The organism is Mesorhizobium sp. RCAM 05104, assembly GCF_059683645.1.
Genome location: NZ_CM185033.1, coordinates 2,045,031 through 2,059,971, shown reverse-complemented (window position 1 = coordinate 2,059,971; position 14,941 = coordinate 2,045,031). Strand labels below are relative to the sequence as shown.

Here is a 14,941-nt window from a genome sequence, read left to right as displayed (position 1 = left end):
AGTGATTACAAATGGGATCGGAACAGGCCTGCGGCTTTCGCGGTTGCCGAACTCCCAGATGGAGGAAATGAACATGCTCGCCACAAACGCCGAAACGCACCCACCGCAATCGTCCATTTCGGTCCAAAGCCCAGCTGAAGACCCTCGACCGACGTTGAGTTCAGCGGCCGTCCAATCGAACGTGGCTATAACCAGCGCTACGCTTTATCGGCTTGCATCCATCGCCGGAGTGGGAAGCGCATTTATTCTTTTGGTCAACGCGGCTAAGCGCAGCTCGCTCATCCCGACCACCGATCTAACGCAGCTTCTGGCGCCACTTGCAGAGATACTGGCGCTCGGTCTTGTGGCGGGATTGTTTCTAGCGTCTGGACGGCGTGCTGGCCTGCTTGGCACTATAGCGTTTGTCCTAAACTTCGTTGCGTTAGCAAGTTTGGAAGGTGTGGAGGTTGTGATCAATCTCGTATTTTCGAAGCTTCCGCTGACAACGATCATCGACCTGCGAGCCGGGCCACTCGGGCTGGCTCTGGTCGCAAGTTCGTTGCTTTTCCTGGTTGGGACGCTTGCCTTCGTAATTTCTCTCGCCCTTGTAAGAGGCGTGCCACGCATCCCACTCGCTCTCTATGTCATTGGCGCAGTGCCTATTGCGCTCCGTGCGTTCGTGCCGGAGTGGGCCCTCGACCTTGGCTTGGTGGTTCTTGCGATAGCCATCGCTTGCCTGGCCGGCTGGCTGTGGATACGCGCGAGCACCATCGAAGATTTCAGGCCGGAAGGTGTGTTGCACCTATCGCCCGGTGCGGCGTGATCTAACAATATCCAGGGAAGCGCCGAGGGACCCGATTTGTGCGACGCCATCAATGCCGGGTTAGTGTTGCACCCATTCCTGATAGCATGCCTTGACGGCGTCCTGCTTATCTTGTCACCACGGACACCATTGCCTCATGGGTCAATGCCTTCATCCAGCCGGTTACCGCCTGGCGATCTGTCCTTGTGTTAGCCCGCTGGCTCAAACGCCGGCGGGCTTTTTAGTCGAACCTTTGACGGCGGTTACATAGCGTCCGCTGGAGCAAAGAAGCAGTTCTCGTGCTCCTCGGTTGGGTGCAGGCAGATGTGAAAGTTGTCGTCTCCGGATGGGATCACGACGTCGTATGGGACGAAGTAGCGGTCCTGGTGGGTGACTTTCCGGTGGTCGCCGGGTCGTAGGATGATGACATATCCGTCTGGGCGCGGCGTCACCGAAGTGCTGGGTATCTTGCCGCATTCTCCGGTCACCGGATCGCCATGACAGCAAGCTGGGGGATAGCTCCAATTTCCATCAGGGCCGTGCGCTAGCGCAGAACCATTCTCCAGCGCGGCAGCCGTAACTATCGCGCCTGCCAGTGCCATGTGCCGTGTTCCGACCTCATACACTTTCATGGCCCTCAAAGGGCAAGGGATGTCGTCGCGCGAACTGTACACTACCAAAACCATTTCAGCACATGCTAATTTAACCGCTGGAGGCGGGTATCGTATGGGTCGGAAGTTCATTGAGCCGTTGATGCCTACCCTGGTGGAAAAGCCGCCGGAGGGCGAAGGCAGTGCTACCCTGCCTCTCGCCAGATGGTGGACGTTGGGAGCACGATGGCGCGAGACCCGGACAACAGGGTTCGCTTTTGCAGTGCGACATCCTTCGCAGCGTCTTCCGAAAATTGGTCGTGGAGAGGCGCATTGCAAAAAGAAATAGACGCCTGCACGCCCTGCTCCTCGCGCTCTAACTGATCGAGTTAGACGAAATCGAGCCGGGCATTCTGGACTGGATCATCGCACGATAGGCGAGGGCCGCGGCGACGACTTCATGAGCAGCAGCGGAGAAGGAAGGCTATCGTTTCCGCTTTTCCATCTCGCGATAGACAAGCAACAACATTACCATTTCCGCGCTGCCAGCCGGGGGGTTGCGAGGCGACCTAGCTTCTAACGCCTGGAGGTTGAGATCATCTAGTTGCAAAAGGTGATCGCTGATGGCCTCGATCGCATCACGAAGCTTCGCCCTCAACTCGACAGCGACGATCTGCACCTGTCCCTCCACAAAAAATATGTGCCGCCTAACATACAGGCAACGGCCTATTAGCGTTGTTAATTCTGCTTAAACTGCTCCGGCTTCCGGCGACTAAAACCAGAAGATTACCGGGGTTAGCTCTAGCGAATCCGCAAACCCCGGCCAGATCGCCATACCAATGAGAACGCGCGAGTAGGGCGTATTCCAGTGCGGCGCTGGACGAAATCATTCCACTTCTTTAAGGGCAGGATATTAACGCTTTCTAATAGACTGGACAGCAGTCGTGCTGTTGCCGGCGGGTAGCCGACGCGCCTGGCTCCGGCTACTCGGCCGATCCATTGTTGGCAAAAGGTGAGGCATTCGGCACGCATTGCAACGACCAACCTGCCGGCGTCGGCTGCTTGTGATATTCGGTGATGGCGTTGGTGCACTGTTCGCGGGTGTCGAAGGTGCTGGGTAAAATGACCATGCCCCCTTGTGGGCCGGCGACCACGAGATACCAGACCAATGCTGCGGTGGTAGCCATGGAAATTCCTTATTGTCGCTCTCGGAGTGATCACCCGAACGCAATGAAACGTTGCCCGGGTGTCGAAACAAAGGCGGCTGGCGCTAAGGGCTCTGCACCGGGCCTGTGCCGTTCCACCGAATGAACGCGACTTCCTTGCCAGTAACTTCACGCACGGTCTTCAGCAGCGCGGAGTGGAGAAGCTGGAGCGAGCGGTAGTGCTCGCACTGCGGCGATATCAGCGGGCTCACGATGCTTTTATGCAGTCCCTCTGCTGCCTCCAGGAATCGCTGCAAATCTGCCTGCGGTAGCTGCTTGGAATGTTTGTATCGGACCACTGCGACCTCCTACGAGAGTCGCCCGACCTAGGATTATCATCCTGTGTAGGCAGCCCTTGGTAAAGAGGGAAAGTGGATCGGGATTTGGGCTGTGAAGGATCAGTGGCCGGCGCCGATCCATTCCTTACGAATCAGTAAGTCGCCGAATCAAGCCGGATCTGGCTAGAGTCGCAGCCGGCAGCGCACGTCCCTTTGCTGCTCTATCGGGGGCCCACATTCCCCGCCGATGGCCCGCTGCCTGCCCACCCCCGGCGGCAGCGGGCTGTCGAGCTGCAGACGCTAGGCGCAACAAGACGAAGGCGCCGAGGCCGGCCACGACCGTGCCAGGGAGTACGCGGAAAACATAACCGTGGAGGCTGAGGTTCTAACCGACCTGGAGTGGCACGACCGCTAAAAATCGCTTGAAGCGGGTTGAAGCTTTGCAGCTATTGCGAACCTAACGGCTGGCAGCCTCAGCTCTCGAGCCGCAAGCCCAGCACCCTGCCCTGAGGGTGGTGTGTCATCATGTCTTTGACAGCGCTCAGTTTCTCCTGGGATCGTACTTCGAGTGGCATGCTCTGCAGTCTGCTTGGACTGCCTGGAACGCAAGCGCGAACGCGTCCAGTCCGTTCATCGCTGCTCCTTCCGCCACCTTTGCGTCGGTGACAAGCTTCGCTGCAAGCGACCTGAAATCGTCCATATTCTCCCAGATCAGCGGAGAGGCTTCGGTATAGCCTTTGTCGCTGCCCTCGGGGAAAAGAGTCGGGAAAACGGTCATATTCTCCTGAAGCGTTCTCATAGCGGCAGTCGCTTTTTCGATGGGGTATTTGCCGAGAATTACCCGGAGGGCAACGTCCTCCAAATGCGAATTCATCAGCATGATCTGGCGGCGGTCGGCTATCGGGTCGTCCCCCGCGACAGCAGCACCTACCGTTACAAAAGCAAGTAACAATACCGCAAATCTCGTCTGATGAGACATGGACTACCTCCCATGTGCGCCGCACTGGCTAGCGTTCACCACCTGGTGGCCGATGGTTAGACGGCCCGGCCGCCGCACTCCTTATGGGTGACACAGGGGACAGCAACCGGGCCTGACCGGAGCGGGTTAGTGAACTCCTTCCGGCTGGCCGGCAATCTGAGCTGAAGCTAATGTAGACGCAATCCCAAGGATGAAGGACAGGCGCTAGGTCGTTACTTCTTCGGCGTCTGAGGTGGTGCTAGTATAACATAAGGTGTCCTCGGCTCCTTGCCGGGCTCCCGGTAAAACGGGGCCAACTCGCCGGGTGGTCCGAGTGATTTGATGTAAAGATACACCGAACGCAAGTCGCTGTCGGTCATGGCTTGGACTTGGTACCAGGGCATCGTCGGCAAATTGACTTTGTTCTTGAGGTGGTCGACCCATTTGTCCTCGTTAAAGCCCATCGCCGAGTCCCTGAGGTTTGCTGCGTAGGTCGTGCCCCATGGACCTTGCCAGCCAATGGACGAGCCTTTCAACGCTTTCTCCGGGTCGATTTTCCCATCGGCTTCACGGTATCCTTCCGTGTGGCAGAAATGGCAGCCGCCGATGATCGAAATATAAAAGCCGCGTTCGACTGAAACTTCGTCGGCCGCCAGCAGGCTGGGTGGCACGATGCACAGAGCAAAGGCCGCACAAAGATCGATTGTTCACATATTCGCTGCCTCCCCATGACTGATTGCCGACCATCATACGCGAATGATCAGCAACATTCGACGCGCATCGTCAAGGCGGGCAAATTTCAAACTGAGACACTACGCGCGTGGCTCTTTCGCGTCGGCCCGCCACCAGTCAAAGCCGGCGCTCTTTCATGGCCAGGACAATGGCACCTATCGCGATCTTGAGCTTTGCGGTGCCGGATCAACTCTTCACTTCGATCCCAGATCCCATAGAAACCCGCCCGCTGGCCTTGGCGAGCTGGTCCTTTTCTCGCTCGGAACATCGCTGAGCATGGCTTAAGCCGGTGCGGCAGGTGCTCATCAGTTTCTGCTACTGACTGAGGGTCCCTATGGCGCGTCCCTGCAAATAGGGGCGCGTCAACCCCTGATGGAAAAAACCCTACTTGCCCTACGGATCAGCGTTGCTGCCGCCAGATGTCCCGGCGGTACCCGCACTTCCTTTTCCGACCCTAGTCACCACGAAGGCTCCCGGGCTTTCCAGCAGCTGGCGGGCGGTGCGAGCAGCATGTTTCCGGCGCCGACCTTCGCTAAGTATGCGCGTAAAAACGGCTGAATTGGGGGGACACTAAGGCGCAGCTTGGCGTCAAAGTCGGCCCTGCACATCTTGGTGCACTGCAACAAAGATGTTGCGTTGCACCCAAAGTTCCGTTAGGGAATGCTAATATTGCTTTTGGAAAGCTGCCCCCCGGAAAGGATGGAATCGATGCCCAACACTACCGAAAAGACCGCTGAATTTATCAACGACGTATACCCCGCCTTGGACGCTTCCAAGGCTATCGAATATATGAGCTCTGTTGCCGAAAAAGGTGTCCAGCAGTCGAAAGAGGCCTATGCCAAATTCAAGGTGGGGTCAGAGTCGACCCAGAAAGCGCTCGAGTCGAGTTTCGAAACCGCAAAAGCCGTTGGCAGCGATCTCTCGCTGAAGACCATTTCCGTGCTGCGCGCCAATGCCGACGCCGGCTTCTCGCACTTTGAAGCCCTGCTTGCCGTTAGGACGCCTTCCGAATTTGTTGAACTTCAGACCGCCTTCGTCCGCAAGCAGGTTGAAAAGGCTATCGAACAGGCCAAGGAACTCCAGGCAGTCACGACCAAAGCCGCCGAGGATTTGTCCAATCCGATCACGTCCGCTTTCGAGAAGGCGATCAAGGAGCTCGCAGTCGCTTAGCTTTTCTTGGGTAGCGCTTGTTCGCTAGCCGCACCTATTTTGCCTCGCCCAGCCCCGCCTGTAATCCCGCTATTGCCCTACAGAAAAGCCCACTGCGACGGGAGGATGCAGTGGGCCTTTCGGGTGGCTTACATCCTTGGTGTAGAACGGCCACCTTGTCGTCACAACCGCCAACGCTATCCGGTAGCGGAGTTTTTGCATGGTCAAAACAGGACTCATCAGCAATTGAAAGTCATTTCGGCCCAATGGCTCGGTAGCGCGCATCGGTCGGAAGCCGAGCTGCGGAACGACATCTAGCGAGGCATTCTCGTCGCGAGTTGGGACAAACATTACCCAGGGGGACGCTCCGCCTAGCTAGCTGACGGCGTTCCGTCGCCAGCGGCAACCTCTCCTCGTTGCTTCATCCGTGTTCGATACCAGATCGTCCAGAGCGTTAGCCCGCCGTAAATGCCGTAGCTGATGACCGGTGAAACGACCAGATACTGCTCGATCGGCCAATTCCATGCGAGCCAGCTACGAATCATAGTCTCCACCGAGAGTCCGACGCCCCAGACGAGCGTCATCAATCGAATCGACGAGCGCAAGCTCAGCCGTTCACGCCACAGCGCTTCGAAACGCTCCTCGCCGTGCTCGAGTTCCCTCGCAATCGTCGCCCGCGCGAGGTAGAAAACTACCGGCTTCCGGAACGCGAGCGACAATAGGAACACAACGCCTATCGCCCCCGACACGAGCGATTCGCGAAGCAGTAGGAACCGCGCACTGCCACCGAGCGCCATCACCATCAGCGACAAGGCGATACCGAGCAGAACGAGCGCGCTCAGCGCATCGACGCGGCGAAATCTCGCGAACTCGATTAGCCCCCACGCGACAGGCGGAACGGCGGACGCATAGAGCGCTCCCATCGTTCCGAAATGAGGAAGCGCCATGCGGTACGCGAGCCATGGCAGCAGCAAATTGACCACGAGCTCGACAACAAGACCTGCGCGTATCCTCATGATTGCTCCGGGCATCTGGAGGAATGCGCTTTAAGTATAGGATCGCGCGGTATGTGCATGCAATTCCGGAGGCGTGACGGCCTCCATGTGGATGGTAGTTCGGAATCGACGGCTGTTGATAATCTACTTCCTATCGTGTGGCCGGACTCGCCTGGCGCTTGGGCAATGTCCGCAATGGCCGCCTATGGGTCGCCGGTCTCGACTTCGTTGAGGGCGACTCGCCCCTCGTGCACGGACCTTCCTACAACGAAGCTAAGCGTCCCTTCCCCGGTGCGAAGCTGCTCTCGACATTGCGGCGGGGGCAAGTTGGCTTCTGGTCAAAGGCTGGCACCATTTTGATGGCAGCTTTGCGCCGCTTCTCGGCTGTTAAAGTTGGCGTTGTCACTCCCTGAAAGCGGTCACTGTGTCACTGCCATCACGGGGGGCACCGTACACCCTTCTACCCGGGACAAACTCGCCTGACGAAGGTACGACGCCTTGATTAAGCACGTGCAGAAGTGGTGTGAATGAACTCAACGAGACCTTCATAGCGAACCGCGCTTCCTCAAGTTGATGCCTATCGCAAAAAGAGTCGTCGCGTCACTTGACAACTTCACAACTTTTGTGTTTTTTGTGAGGTTATCAACACAAGGCGACCGACATGACTGCTCCGCGTTTTGCTACTCGCTTGAACTCCTTCGGGTCTGCCCCACAGCTATTCTGGCCCGATCTGACGGCCAAGCCAAGCATGATGCAGATGGTCGAAAGGGCTTCAACTGCCAAGGGATTGACGGATCTCGACCTGAATTATCCCGATCACGTGAGCGACGAACCCAAAGCATTGGCGCAGCGCATTGGAGACCTCGGTCTCAACATCAACGGTCTGGCCATGCGCTATTATACTAACCTAGGTTTCAAGAGAGGCGCCTTCACAAATCCTGATGAATCTGTAAGGCGCGAGGCAATCGACCTCACCAAGCACGGCATAGACGCGGCGCGCGAGATGGGTATTCATCTCATGACTGTGTGGCTTGGCCAGGACGGTTTCGACTACAATTTCCAGCTCGACTACAAGCAGGCTTGGGATTGGGAGGTTGAAGGCATCCGCGAGGTCGCCGAGCACGACCCTGAATGTCAGATCAGCATCGAATACAAGCCCGATGAGCCCCGTGCGCACAGCCTGCTACGCGACGCCTCAACAACCTTGCTTGCAATTGCAGAAGCGGGCTCGCCAAACCTTGGCGTGACGATGGATTTCGCTCACTCTCTCTATGCCGGCGAACAACCGGCATTCGCCTCGCATCTCATTCATCGCCGCAGCAAGCTGCTCGGCGTCCACCTCAACGACGCCTACGCCAAGCGTGATGACGGTCTTATGGTAGGCTCCGTGCATCTCCGCTCGACCATGGAGTTGCTGCGCCAGATCCGCCACGACGGCTACAGCGGAGCACTCTATTTCGATACGTTTCCCGATGTCAGCGGGCTCGATCCAGTTGCGGAATGCGAAGCCAACATCGCCACTGTCAACCGCTTGCTCGCTATCGTCGAGCGCCTCGACGGCAACAACCAGTTGGGAGCTGCCATGGCGAGCCAGGACGCAGTCGCCAGCCAAAGAATCGTCAATACGGCATTGATCGGCAGCGCCTGATCGAACGTTCGCTCGCCGGCGGCGCATTGACCGGCTTTAAGCAGGAGGAAGTCTGATGTCTTTACGCATAAAGTCTCTTATCGCCGGCTGCGCCTTTGCGCTTCTCGGCAGCTACGCGCACGCACAAGATCTGGCGCCGCTTAACTCTGACACCGAGAAGGATCGCATTGACTGGTCGCAGCTGGAGTCCAAGTTCGGAGCCGTTCCCGCAGCAGCCGCAGGAACGAAGATCGGTGGTGTTTCCAAAACCCTCACCAACGAATACTGGCGCAGCCTCGGCGAAGGATACGCGGCTTACGCCAAGAAGGCCGGTGTGGAAGTGGTTTACCAGGCTGCTTCCAGCGAAGGAGACCAGCTCGGCCAGCTCTCAACAGCCGAGACCCTAATCTCACAGGGCTTCAACGCACTGCTGTTCTCGCCGCAGACCGATAACAATCTGCAGCCGGCTATGGAAGAGGCCGAAGGCAAGGGCATTCCGGTCATCAATGTGAATGACGCCGTCATTCCGAGCGCCAAGCACTACGTCGGCAATGTGCAGCGCGACAATGGCGTACGCGTCGCAAAGTGGTTCCTCAAGAACCGGCCCCAGGGTGGCAAGGTTGCGGTGATTGAAGGGCAGGCGGGCGTTTTCGCGGCAGGCCAGCGCACCAAGGGTTTCAGCGAAACAATCGTCGAAGGCGGCAAGTTCACGGTCGTGGCGAGCGTTCCCGGCAATTGGGATCGTCAACTTGCGTACGACAATGCCGCGACCATTCTTCAGCAAAATCCCGATTTGGTCGGCTTCTACGCCAACAATGACGGCATGGCATTGGGCGTGGTTGAAGCTGTGAAGGCTGCGAAGCTTCAGGACAAGGTGGTGGTGTTCGGCACGGATGGCATCTCGGATGCCTACGCCTCGATCAAGGCTGGTGAACTGACGGGTACAGTCGACTCTTTCCCGGTCCTGACCGGCGAAGTGGGTCTGGAAGTCGCCTTGCGCTTGCTGGGCAAGCAGGCGCTGCCCCGCGTGGTTTCGACCCCGCAGGCGCTGATCACCAAGGACAACGTCGACACCTACGCGGTGAAGGGCGACGAACTGCGCAAGGTATTGCTCGCCCAGCCGGCTGAGTGAACTGACAGGGCTCGACTGGGGGGGCCGGGCCCTGTTCCCACCAACTTCCGGGAGGAGAAATCTGATGCACGAGACTTATCGTCTCAAGCTGACCAATATCGGCAAAAGCTTTGGACCGGTGCGCGCGCTTGATGGCGTCGACATGCAGGTCAAGCGCGGCACGGTTCACGGCCTCCTGGGTGAGAACGGCGCCGGCAAATCGACGCTGCTGAACATCCTCTCGGGGGTTTTCCCACCCTCTTCAGGTCAAATCGAGATCGATGGGGTTCGGGTGATCGGCCACGGCCCAGTGGCCGCGAGACGGGCCGGCATCGTGATGATCCATCAGGAGCTGCAGCATGTCCCCGAACTCACAGTCGCGCAGAACATGTTTCTCGGCCGCCCTATCAAGAGTGGCGGCTTGTTCGTGGCTCGCCGCGCGCAGGAGCGCGCCGCAGCCGAAGCATTGGCGCCGCTCGACCCTTCGATAGATCCGTCGGTGCCAATCCGCACCCTCAAAGTCGCGCAGCGACAGATTGTCGAAATCGCGCGCGCCATGATGGAAGACGCCAAAGTGCTGGCGATGGACGAGCCGACATCGAGCTTGACGCCGGCGGAATTCGAACGGCTGGCGGTTCTGATCGCCGACCTCGCCGCCAAGGGCGTGTCGATCATCTATGTCTCTCACAAGATGGATGAGGTCTTCCGCGTTTGCGACACGGCAACGATCCTTCGCGATGGGCGCAAGGTTACCGATGTGGTGATGTCGGAAACATCCGAAAGCGCCGTTATTGCCAGGATGGTCGGTCGCGAGCTAGCGGCCGCGGAGCACAAGGGCTTCGCACAGGATCATGTTGTTCTGGAAGTATCGGGGCTTTCGCGGGGCACGGCCGTTCGTGACGCTTCACTCAAACTGCACCGAGGAGAAGTGCTTGGAGTATCGGGACTGGTCGGTGCAGGACGAACGGAGCTTCTGCGTCTGATCGCGGGCGTCGACAAGCCGGATGCCGGAGAGATCCGCTTAAAGGGCAAACCGCTCGCACTCGGCAATCCACGCATTGCCATCGCTTCGGGGTTCGGACTCTTGCCGGAAGAGCGCAAGCGGGAAGGCATCATCGCCCGTCGCCCTGTGCGCAGCAATATCGCGCTGCCGTCAATGCGCCGCTTCTCGCGGTTTGGTTTCGTCCGGCGAAAGGCGGTTACCAAGGAGAGCCAGGCGCTCATGGGAGACCTAAATCTCCGACCACTGAATATCGAACGGCCGATCGGCCAGTTCTCGGGTGGCAATCAGCAGAAAGCGATCATCGGGCGATGGATCGCGGCAGGCGCGCAGATCCTGCTGTTCGATGAACCGACCCGAGGCATCGACGTCGGTGCCAAGGCGGAAATTTATGCACTGATCGAACGCTTGGCCGCCGAAGGTCGGTCGATGATCGTCGTCTCGTCCGAGCTGCCAGAAATTCTCCGGGTCGCCGACCGGGTTCTAGTCATGCGGGAAGGCCGCATTGCAGGCGTCCTGGAACGGAACAGCCTCAGTGAAGAGGCCATCGTTGCATTGGCCGTGCCGCAATCGTCGCCTCAAGCTCCCTCCGTTTCAAGGTCCTGAACCATGTCCGCTTCGAACACTCCTGCCGTGACCAAAAATCAGCCCAAGTTTGCCCTGCCAGTCGGTATCCGCGATGCGGGCACTCTGCTTGGCCTTGTCGCGATCGTCGTCGTCTTCTCCGTGCTCAGCCCGAATTTTCTCACTGAGCCGAATATTCTCAACATCCTGCAGCAGTCGTCGATCAACGCTTGCGTGGCGCTTGGCATGACCCTCGTCATCATTGCGGGCGGCATCGATCTTTCCGTTGGACCGACAGCCGCAATCGCGGCGGTTTCGGTTGCGGTGCTGATGGCGATGGGAGTGTCGATCGCCTTGGCGATTCCGATCGCGCTGCTTTTCGGCACGGCCGCCGGTGCGATCAATGGGTCGCTAGTCGCTTTCGGTGGTCTGCAACCCTTTATCGTCACACTCGGAACACTGTCTCTTTATCGGGCCATCTCGCTGATCTACACGGGTGGCAATCCGATCTTCGGCATACCGCCGGCCTATAGGGCTCTCACCAATTCCAGCATCATGGGAGTGCCCAATCCGGTCGTGATCGTTGCGGTCTTGGCGGTTACCGTATGGGTGGTGCTGAACAAGACACCGCTTGGCGAATATTTCCTCGCGGTCGGCGGCAACCAGGAAGCATCGCGCATTGCGGGCGTACCGGTCTCGCTGACCAAAATCGCCAGCTATGTAATTTCGGGCGGCCTGGCCTCGGTCGCTGGACTGATCCTTGTTGGTCGCCTCGGCGCCGCCGATCCCACTCTTGGCAATTTGTGGGAGCTGGACGCGATTGCCGCTGCCGCCATCGGCGGTGCCTCGCTTATGGGTGGCAAGGGCTCGATCGTTGGCACGTTGCTCGGAGCGGTTATCCTTGGGAGCCTGCGCAACGGCCTGACCCTGTTGAATGTGCAAGCGTTCTACCAACTTCTCGCCACTGGCATTATCATCCTCGTCGCGATGCTGATTGATCGCGCGACGAGAGGCCGAGAATGAACCTTTCTTTCAATGATCCCAGGACGGTGGGGCCACGCATCAGGATGATGATGCCCCACCTCACACCTCTGGAAGCTCGCGTGGTCGACATGATCCTCGGACGACGGGACTTCGATGCGGCGACACCGCTGAAATCGATAGCCGACGACGCCGGTGTCTCGGAGGCGATGGTCATCAAAATTGTCAAGAAGCTGGGCTTCACAGGCTTCAGGGACTTTCGCAGCGCCCTGGACGACTACAACCGGCTGCCGACTGCCGAACTGCATCAGGAACTTTCTCCTGAAGATACTGGCCTGGAGATCGCGCAAAAGGTCTTCCGTACGTCAATTCATGCGCTTGAAGAGACCCTGTCGATTTTCGATCCCGCAGCCTTCGAGCGTGCGGCCGACCTGATCTTCAACGCGAGGCAGCGCGACTTGTATGGCATTGGCGGTTCGGCCCAGATCGCCAGGGACGTTTCCCACAAGCTTTTGCGCATCGGCGTGCGCACCAGCGTGTTTGACGATGCACACATGATGCTGATGTCGGCTGCGCTGTTGTCGGATGGTGATGTGGCGATCGGCTTCTCCCATTCCGGCACCACCACCGCTGTCATCGAGCCGCTGGAATTAGCGCGCAAGAACGGAGCTCGCATCATCGTGCTCACCAATTACGCCGGTTCTCCGATCGCCTCGATTGCTGACGTGGTTCTGTGTTCGACGGCACAGGGCTCGCCGCTGCTCGGCGAAAACGCAGCGGCCCGCATAGCCCAGTTGGTGGTCTTCGACGCCGTGTTCGCGGCTGTCGCTCAGCGCGACCTCGCGGCCGCGGAAAGAAATCTGGCGGCGACCATGGGCGCGGTAACCAGTAAACGGCGGCAGACATGACGTACAGGCCAATTGTCGTCGTAGTCGGCAGCCTTCACTACGACATCATGGTCGACGCACCCGATCGCCCGCGCAAGGGCGAGACGGTGACAGGCTATGGCTGGCGACCAAAGTTTGGTGGCAAGGGAGGCAACCAGGCGGTGGCCGCCGCCAAGGCTGGTGCACAGGTCCGGTTCGCGGGCGCGGTGGGCGATGACGCTTTCGGCCAGTTCCTTCTGACTGCACTGGAACAGGGTGACGTCGATATCTCGAAGGTTGCGCGCCTTTCTGATACAGCCTCCGGCATGAGCGTCGCCATCTCGGATGATGGCGGGGACTATGGGGCGGTGATCGTCTCCGGAGCGAATCTCAAGGTCGATCCCAACGCAGTGGCGCTGGCAGAAATCTGGCGAGGCTCGCGGGTGCTGATCCTGCAGAACGAAATGCCAGAGGCCATCAACATTGCCGCGGCTCGTGCCGCACGGGCTGCTGGCGCCGTCGTGTGTGTCAACGCCGCGCCATATCGGCCAATGGCAGGCGAGTTCACGGAACTGATCGACGTGCTGATCGTCAATGCCATCGAGGCCGAAGAACTGTGCGGGGTGCCGGTTACGAATCTGTCGGCCGCTGCTACGGCCGCTGAGGCCTTGTCCGGATCGTTCCCGTCGGTGGTTGTGACCGCGGGTGGCGACGGCGTGGTTGGGGTGAAGCGTGGCGAGACTTTGGTCAGCCTGCCTGCACTTCCTGTAAAACTGATAAGTACACATGGTGCCGGGGACGTGTTCGTCGGCACGTTGGCAGCAGGACTGGCGACCGATCGTTCCTTCTCGGCCTCTATCGACTCTGCAAACCGTGCCGCAGCACGTCACGTATCGGAGGTGCCCCCCCAATAGGTGGCAGAAAGTCCTCCGAAGTGTGGCGCGAATGCGTGCTGCGCAGATGCTCCACCGGTGCCTCAGATCCGTCGCCCAACCGACCGGTTGGCCGGAAGCGCTATGATCCGCCGGGCTGCGTTAAGCCACAAGCCGCTGTGGCCCTCATGCATTTTGGAGTTCGAGGTGTATCCGTCGCGCAACGGCAGCCTTTGTCTGGGCCACTCCAAAACCCGCCCGTCCGCATCCGGCCCAAATCCAGTCATTCGAATACGTAGGCGAACGATCTCACGTTCCAGAAACTCTGCGGCCGGTTTGCTTTCCATGTTGGCAAATGATGACCCTGATGGATATGCTTGTGCTGCTGATCTTGACGATAAAATAATCACCGGTCAGCTCGTCCGTCATATCTCAAGAAGGGTTCTCTATGGCTACCGGAACGGTAAAATGGTTCAATTCGCAAAAGGGTTTTGGTTTCATTCAGCCTGATCAGGGCGGCACGGATGTGTTCGTGCACATTTCAGCTGTCGAGCGCGCCGGCTTGCGAAGCCTCAATGAGGGTCAAAAAGTTAGCTACGAACTGGTGCAAGACAAACGTTCCGGAAAGACATCGGCCGGCGAGCTTCGAACAATCTGATAGGGGGCTACCCGCGGTCTCATCCGTCCACATCGTTGAGCGAAGAAGAGCCTGCATCTGGTCTGCCAGATCGAGTTCGCCGCGCGCCTCGATCTCCAACAGATATCCGGCCTTGGCCAAGCGGTCGCCTTCCCTGACCGCCGGGTAGGCGCAGACGGCCCGCAGCGCCATTTCCCCAACTCGGCTCGCTCTGTCGTGTCTGCGGCTGCTGCCGCCTATTTCGTGGACCGCCTTGCCGAAGGCCGCGTATGCTGTCTTGTGGACCTCAATGAGCGTTCTCAGATCGTTGGACAGTTTTTGGTCTCGGCGCGGCTGCTCCGTGGCAACAGCGGTTGCCGCAAGCGTCGAGGCGACCAAGGCGCTACCGGAGTGGATAATCAAGGCGCGGCGGTTGATCCTGGACGTGGTGTACTCTCCTCTGCGCTTCATGACGCACTGCCAGCTCGGGCCCTCAGACACCGCGTACCTATAACACGACGGTTCGCGCATTCATGTCAGGATCGATTGGCCGTGATTGTACTGTAACCACCAGGGCCGCGGTTCTGGCACTTACTCGGTCAATACGAGGCACAAG

General features: G+C 58.8%; 15 protein-coding genes. 9 read left to right on the top strand and 6 right to left on the bottom strand.

The window, feature by feature from the left end; genetic code table 11:
• Nucleotides 1–73 precede the first annotated feature (73 nt).
• Nucleotides 74–802, top strand: coding sequence for a hypothetical protein (locus tag AC56QP_RS10280; RefSeq protein ID WP_489859805.1), 729 nt, complete (start codon nt 74–76; stop codon nt 800–802).
• A gap of 1,053 nt (nt 803–1,855) precedes the next feature.
• On the opposite strand, the gene AC56QP_RS10275 is transcribed toward AC56QP_RS10280, so the two are convergent.
• From AC56QP_RS10275 to AC56QP_RS10255, 5 genes are all read right to left on the bottom strand, one after another.
• On the bottom strand, nt 1,856–2,050 hold the full coding sequence (locus AC56QP_RS10275) for a hypothetical protein (RefSeq protein ID WP_489859806.1): 195 nt from the start codon (nt 2,048–2,050) through the stop codon (nt 1,856–1,858).
• Between the two features lie 304 nt (nt 2,051–2,354).
• Nucleotides 2,355–2,558, bottom strand: coding sequence for a hypothetical protein (locus AC56QP_RS10270; protein WP_489859807.1), 204 nt, complete (start codon nt 2,556–2,558; stop codon nt 2,355–2,357).
• Nucleotides 2,559–2,641: 83 nt separating this feature from the next.
• Complete coding sequence (locus AC56QP_RS10265) at nt 2,642–2,875, bottom strand: hypothetical protein (RefSeq protein WP_489859808.1); 234 nt, start codon at nt 2,873–2,875, stop codon at nt 2,642–2,644.
• Nucleotides 2,876–3,395: 520 nt separating this feature from the next.
• Nucleotides 3,396–3,833, bottom strand: a complete 438-nt coding sequence (locus tag AC56QP_RS10260; RefSeq protein ID WP_489859809.1) for a c-type cytochrome — start codon at nt 3,831–3,833, stop codon at nt 3,396–3,398.
• A gap of 212 nt (nt 3,834–4,045) precedes the next feature.
• Complete coding sequence (locus AC56QP_RS10255; protein WP_489859810.1) at nt 4,046–4,483, bottom strand: hypothetical protein; 438 nt, start codon at nt 4,481–4,483, stop codon at nt 4,046–4,048.
• Nucleotides 4,484–5,252: 769 nt separating this feature from the next.
• On the opposite strand from AC56QP_RS10255, the gene AC56QP_RS10250 reads away from it, so the two are divergent.
• Complete coding sequence (locus AC56QP_RS10250; protein ID WP_489859811.1) at nt 5,253–5,714, top strand: phasin; 462 nt, start codon at nt 5,253–5,255, stop codon at nt 5,712–5,714.
• A 350-nt stretch (nt 5,715–6,064) separates the two neighbouring features.
• Here the strand turns inward: AC56QP_RS10250 and AC56QP_RS10245 are convergent, their stop codons facing one another.
• Nucleotides 6,065–6,709: a VC0807 family protein gene (locus AC56QP_RS10245; RefSeq protein WP_489859812.1), complete on the bottom strand. Its 645-nt coding sequence runs from the start codon at nt 6,707–6,709 to the stop codon at nt 6,065–6,067.
• Nucleotides 6,710–7,349: 640 nt separating this feature from the next.
• Between AC56QP_RS10245 and AC56QP_RS10240 the strand changes: the two genes are divergently transcribed.
• From AC56QP_RS10240 to AC56QP_RS10210, 7 genes are all read left to right on the top strand, one after another.
• Complete coding sequence (locus AC56QP_RS10240; RefSeq protein WP_489859813.1) at nt 7,350–8,336, top strand: sugar phosphate isomerase/epimerase family protein; 987 nt, start codon at nt 7,350–7,352, stop codon at nt 8,334–8,336.
• Between the two features lie 55 nt (nt 8,337–8,391).
• The gene (locus AC56QP_RS10235) at nt 8,392–9,447 is read left to right on the top strand and encodes a sugar ABC transporter substrate-binding protein (RefSeq protein ID WP_489859814.1); all 1,056 of its coding nucleotides are present in this window, start codon (nt 8,392–8,394) and stop codon (nt 9,445–9,447) included.
• 64 nt (nt 9,448–9,511) lie between these two features.
• On the top strand, nt 9,512–11,032 hold the full coding sequence (locus AC56QP_RS10230) for a sugar ABC transporter ATP-binding protein (protein ID WP_497100571.1): 1,521 nt from the start codon (nt 9,512–9,514) through the stop codon (nt 11,030–11,032).
• Nucleotides 11,033–11,035: 3 nt separating this feature from the next.
• On the top strand, nt 11,036–12,013 hold the full coding sequence (locus AC56QP_RS10225) for an ABC transporter permease (RefSeq protein WP_489859816.1): 978 nt from the start codon (nt 11,036–11,038) through the stop codon (nt 12,011–12,013).
• A complete protein-coding gene (locus AC56QP_RS10220) occupies nt 12,010–12,879 on the top strand; it encodes a MurR/RpiR family transcriptional regulator (protein WP_489859817.1) in 870 nt (289 codons plus the stop codon). The genes AC56QP_RS10225 and AC56QP_RS10220 overlap by 4 nt, the downstream gene beginning before the upstream one ends.
• On the top strand, nt 12,876–13,751 hold the full coding sequence (locus AC56QP_RS10215) for a PfkB family carbohydrate kinase (protein WP_497103996.1): 876 nt from the start codon (nt 12,876–12,878) through the stop codon (nt 13,749–13,751). The genes AC56QP_RS10220 and AC56QP_RS10215 overlap by 4 nt, the downstream gene beginning before the upstream one ends.
• 406 nt (nt 13,752–14,157) lie before the next feature.
• The gene (locus AC56QP_RS10210; protein WP_489859819.1) at nt 14,158–14,367 is read left to right on the top strand and encodes a cold-shock protein; all 210 of its coding nucleotides are present in this window, start codon (nt 14,158–14,160) and stop codon (nt 14,365–14,367) included.
• The last annotated feature ends 574 nt before the right edge of the window (nt 14,368–14,941 follow it).

Excerpts from the sequence above, each read along its gene's own strand:
- AC56QP_RS10225 (WP_489859816.1), top strand. The coding sequence starts at position 11,036 with ATGTCCGCTTCGAACACTCCTGCCGTGACCAAAAATCAGCCCAAGTTT.
- AC56QP_RS10260 (WP_489859809.1), bottom strand. The coding sequence starts at position 3,833 with ATGTCTCATCAGACGAGATTTGCGGTATTGTTACTTGCTTTTGTAACG.
- AC56QP_RS10215 (WP_497103996.1), top strand. The coding sequence starts at position 12,876 with ATGACGTACAGGCCAATTGTCGTCGTAGTCGGCAGCCTTCACTACGAC.
- AC56QP_RS10240 (WP_489859813.1), top strand. The coding sequence starts at position 7,350 with ATGACTGCTCCGCGTTTTGCTACTCGCTTGAACTCCTTCGGGTCTGCC.
- AC56QP_RS10245 (WP_489859812.1), bottom strand. The coding sequence starts at position 6,709 with ATGAGGATACGCGCAGGTCTTGTTGTCGAGCTCGTGGTCAATTTGCTG.
- AC56QP_RS10280 (WP_489859805.1), top strand. The coding sequence starts at position 74 with ATGCTCGCCACAAACGCCGAAACGCACCCACCGCAATCGTCCATTTCG.
- AC56QP_RS10250 (WP_489859811.1), top strand. The coding sequence starts at position 5,253 with ATGCCCAACACTACCGAAAAGACCGCTGAATTTATCAACGACGTATAC.
- AC56QP_RS10230 (WP_497100571.1), top strand. The coding sequence starts at position 9,512 with ATGCACGAGACTTATCGTCTCAAGCTGACCAATATCGGCAAAAGCTTT.
- AC56QP_RS10270 (WP_489859807.1), bottom strand. The coding sequence starts at position 2,558 with ATGGCTACCACCGCAGCATTGGTCTGGTATCTCGTGGTCGCCGGCCCA.
- AC56QP_RS10220 (WP_489859817.1), top strand. The coding sequence starts at position 12,010 with ATGAACCTTTCTTTCAATGATCCCAGGACGGTGGGGCCACGCATCAGG.
- AC56QP_RS10235 (WP_489859814.1), top strand. The coding sequence starts at position 8,392 with ATGTCTTTACGCATAAAGTCTCTTATCGCCGGCTGCGCCTTTGCGCTT.
- AC56QP_RS10210 (WP_489859819.1), top strand. The coding sequence starts at position 14,158 with ATGGCTACCGGAACGGTAAAATGGTTCAATTCGCAAAAGGGTTTTGGT.